The sequence below is a fragment of the Streptomyces sp. CO7 genome, assembly GCF_053474865.1.
In genome coordinates this window covers 974,628-978,701 of the sequence record NZ_JBRIOU010000002.1, presented here as the reverse complement: position 1 = coordinate 978,701, position 4,074 = coordinate 974,628, and the positions used below count along the sequence as shown (strand labels likewise).

Annotated in this window: 4 protein-coding genes; all 4 read left to right on the top strand. The window is 68.5% G+C overall.

Annotated elements, in window-relative coordinates; translation table 11 throughout:
• Positions 1 to 256 precede the first annotated feature (256 nt).
• Entirely contained in the window at positions 257 to 1,564 is a 1,308-nt protein-coding gene (locus tag ACOV8S_RS06475) for a phospholipase D-like domain-containing protein (RefSeq protein ID WP_448316603.1), read from the top strand.
• 279 nt (positions 1,565 to 1,843) lie between these two features.
• Positions 1,844 to 2,293 carry a hypothetical protein gene (locus tag ACOV8S_RS06470; RefSeq protein ID WP_448316602.1) on the top strand — a complete coding sequence of 150 codons (450 nt, stop codon included), beginning with the start codon at positions 1,844 to 1,846 and terminating at the stop codon, positions 2,291 to 2,293.
• Entirely contained in the window at positions 2,283 to 2,945 is a 663-nt protein-coding gene (locus tag ACOV8S_RS06465; RefSeq protein WP_448316601.1) for a hypothetical protein, read from the top strand. The genes ACOV8S_RS06470 and ACOV8S_RS06465 overlap by 11 nt, the downstream gene beginning before the upstream one ends.
• Positions 2,946 to 2,947: 2 nt before the next feature.
• Positions 2,948 to 4,074: putative T7SS-secreted protein (locus ACOV8S_RS06460; RefSeq protein WP_448316600.1), on the top strand; the 1,127-nt coding region annotated here is incomplete at its 3' end.

The window sequence follows — 4,074 nt, the reverse complement described above, 5'->3', positions numbered from 1 at the left end:
CGCTTCCGACACCCCTCCACGTCCCCACCGCCAACGCCGCGGCAGCGCCCCTGACCGGTGACCTCCTCGCCGCGTCGGCGGCACGGCCGGCTCGGCCGACTCCGTCACGCACCGCGAAGCGGATGCCGACGGGGAGGGCTACGCGACGTTCGGGGCGCACGTCGCCTGCCGGACCGACCTCGGTGACCACCCCTTGACCGTTCAGCACAGCAACTCCCGGCTCGTCATCGTCGACAGCCCAGCGAAAGGCCCGTCCATGAAGCGAACGCTCACGTTGATCACCGCGCTGGCCGTCACCGCGCTGTCTCCGACAACGGCTCACGCTGCGGTCAAGAAGGCCAAGACCCCGCTCACTTGCGAGTCACGGACGTTCACCTCGACACCGGGTCCACGCTTCAACGACCCGGAGGACGCCGCCGCCCGGATGAACGTCATGGGCCCGATCATCGAATCGATCAACAGCGCCAGTTGCGGGCAGACCATACGCGTCGCCATGTACTCGATCGGCAGCACGCAGCCGGGCCCGGACTTCGCCAACGCCCTGATCGCCGCTCACCAGCGCGGCGTCATCGTCAAGGCGCTGATGGACGTGCACAGCGACAACGCGGTTTGGCAGTCGCTGGTCACCGAGTTGGGCAACGACCCGCAAGCCTCCAGCTTCGCCGCGCTGTGCCCGGGCGGCTGCCTGACCCACTATTCCGGCTCCTCCCTGCACGCGAAGTACTACATGTTCAGCGGCGGGAGCGACGCGAACAGGACCGTGACCGTCAGCAGCGCCAACCCCACGTCCGCCCAGGCCAACACCGCGTGGAACAGCAGCGCCACCGTCAAGGGCAACGTCGACCTGTACAACTCCTACGTGCGCTACTTCACGGCCATGTCCAAGGGGGCGCTCAACGGTCCGGGCCCGCTGATGCCCGACTACTACAACTCCACCAGCGGCCAGGCCGCCAGGACGACACTGTCCCCGCCCTCCTACCAGTGGCCCAAGGCCCGCAGCAAGAGCGACACCTGGGTCGACTTCCTGAACAACGTCAAGGCGCCGGCCACGCTCAACATCGCCATGTACCAGTGGACCTCTCACGGGCAGCCGGGCGACCGGAACTACCTGGAGCTGCCGAAGAAGCTGGTGAGCCTGGCACAGACCGGCGTCAAGATCCACATTCTCTTCACCGCCGGCCAGGTCGACACCAGCGTGCAGAACTACCTGAAGGACCGGCCGAACATCTACGTGCACGACACCACCCGCGGCACCGACGCGAACGGCAACGCTCTGCACTACACGCACGACAAGTACATGATGGTCAGCGGCGGTTACGCGGGGGTGGCCAACTCCAGACTGGTGTTCGTCGGCTCCGCGAACTGGACGAGCAACGGCGTCTGGCACAACGACGAGTCGGACCTGAAGCTGGTCGGCCAGTCCAACTACGACGCGTTCATGGCGGACTGGCAGAACCAGTACGAACGCTGCTGTGGCACCGCGGCGCGGCAGTTGAGCGCCGAGAAGCGCGCCGAGAACACGGCACGCGAGATCCCGATCGACCCGAAGCAGGCCCGGGAATAAGCGCTCTCGGCCCCACCCCCACCGGTCACCCGCTGAACCCGGCTTCGGCCGGGTGCGAGGATGACGGGCCGTGGTGTTTCGCCTGACCTCGCCCTCTCCTCAGGGAGGGCGAGCAGGTCTCCCACCGGGGCCGACCAGGCGAGCCGCTACACCGCCACGTACGTCCGGTGGATCCAGTCGTGGACCCGCAGGATGCGCCCGTCGACGTCGCGCAGACAACTCCGGCCCGGAAAACGAACCGTCTCTTCCGAATGTGCGTCTTGTTCTACGGTGCAGGAAGTGACCCATGACGCGGGAGGGCAGGGACCGGTGGAACAGGCCAGGACGGCGCTCGCCGAGCGGATCGCGGACAGCAGAGCGGGAGCCGGGGACCCGCGGGCCCTGGTGGGTGAGATGCGGCGGTCGGTGCTTCTGGTGCCGTCCGACGGCGGTGGCGGGCTGTGGTCGGCCCATTCGGGTGGTGTGCGGTGGATCTGCGCCTTCACCGACGAGGAGGCGCTGGCGCGGTTCGCTGTGCAACGTGGTGCGGGTGACCGGCCGTTGGAGTACGCGGCGTTGCTGGGTGCGCGGATCGTGGACGAGATCGTGCCGTCTCTGGGTGAGCCGGCCGGCCTGGCGGTCGACATCGCGACGGAGGACGGGTCGATGTTCTTCCCGCCGGTGACCGGCATCGTCCCGGACGCCGCCGCCGTGGACATCGAGGTGGAGGGGGCCGGTCGTGGGCGGTGACGGGATGGACCTCAACTTCGACAAGGCGTCGGTGGTCAAGTTCACGCAGGGCGTGGGCGCGACGATCGACCAGCTCGGGGAGCTGGGCGGGGCCACCGGCTCGGTGATGGGCAAGGGCTTCTCGTCGCTGGCGATGACCGGCATGGAGGCCGGGCATCACGGCCTGTCGGTGGATTTCGAGGACTTCTGCGAGCGGTGGGAGTGGGGTGTGCGCGCCCTGGTGGGCGACGCGTCTGCGATCGCCAACCGCCTGGGCCTGGCGGCGGGCACGCAGTGGGAGCACGACCAGTACGTCGAGGGCACGCTCAAGGTGGGCGTGAACGCGCTGGCGGGCGGCAATCCGCACGCCAGCGAGGAGGAGATCGCCCAGCAGGGGTGGGGCGAGGTCTTGAAGCCCGACTACCTGGACCCGGACTGGAGCAAGGAGTCCTGGGATCGGGCCGGTCAGGAGATGGAGCAGACCTGGAAGGACACCGGCCGCACGGTGATGACCGAGGGTCAGGGCGGCCGCCAGGCGGACATGCTCAACGACGCGCTCGGCATCACCGACGACCAGTGGAACCAGGCACTGGACGAGACGTTCGGACCGTCACCGGAGGAACGCGCCCAGCAGGCGCAACAGCAGCAGAGCGGTGACAACGGGGGGAACTGAGCATGGGTATCGGCGACTTCATCAGTGACATCACGCCGGACTCGGTGGAGGACGCGGTCGAGGACGGCGTCGAGTGGGCCGGCAACAAGATCGAGGGCGCGGGCAACTGGACCGCCGACCGGCTCGAGGACGTCGGCTGGGAGACCGGCGCGGACTGGGTGCGCGAGCAGTCTCGTTCGGTGGCGAACCGGATGGGTGCCGAGGTCGACGAGATGGACCTCGGCCAGACCGAGGACAAGACCAAGCTCATCTACGGCAGCCCGGACAAGATCCGCTCCACCGCCGAGAAACTCCGCGGCTTCCAGACCGCGTTCGACAACGCCGGCGACGGCCTGCGCGGCCTCGATTCATCGAAGCTGAAGGGCGAGGCGGCCGAGGCGCTGCGCAAGGCGGTGAGCACGCAGCCGCCGAAGTGGTTCACCGGGGCGGACGCCTGCGAGAAGGCCGCCGCCGCGCTGGAGGCGTTCGCGGGGACGGTCACCTGGGCGCAGGGCCAGGCGCAGACGGCGATCGACAAGTGGAAGGAAGGCGTCAAAGCCTCCGAAGAAGCGGCCGACGCCCACCGGAAGAAGGTCGACGACTTCAACAAGGCCGTCGACCGCTACAACGCCCAGCCCGAGAAGTACGACCTCACGTCGCTGCCGCCGCGCCCTTCGCCGACGTTCGAGGACCCCGGCAAGAAGCTGATGCAGGACGCGCAGGACATCCTCGCCGACGCCCGCAAGCAGCGGAACACCGCCGCTGAGACCGCGCGTTCGGCGGTGCGCGCCGCGCGGGACACGGCACCGGAGAAGCCGACCTACGCCGAGCAGGCGCTGTCCGGTCTGCAGGAGATGCAGATCATGGGCGACCACGTCGGCGGCGGCATCATCAAGGGCACCGCCGGCCTGGTGAACTTCGTCCGCGGCATCAACCCGCTCGACCCCTACAACATCACCCACCCCGCCGAATACACCACCAACCTCAACAACCTCGCCGCCGGCCTGGTCCTCGCCGCCAACGACCCCGTCGGCACCGGCAAGCAGATGGTCAGCGACTTCATGAAGGACCCTTACGAGGGCTTCGGACGTCTGATACCCGACGCCGCGCTGACCGCGGCGACCGGCGGTGGAGGTGCCGCGGTCAAGGG

Bases quoted from the DNA above. Each gene is read 5' to 3' on its own strand.
- ACOV8S_RS06475 (WP_448316603.1), top strand. From the start codon at position 257: ATGAAGCGAACGCTCACGTTGATCACCGCGCTGGCCGTCACCGCGCTG.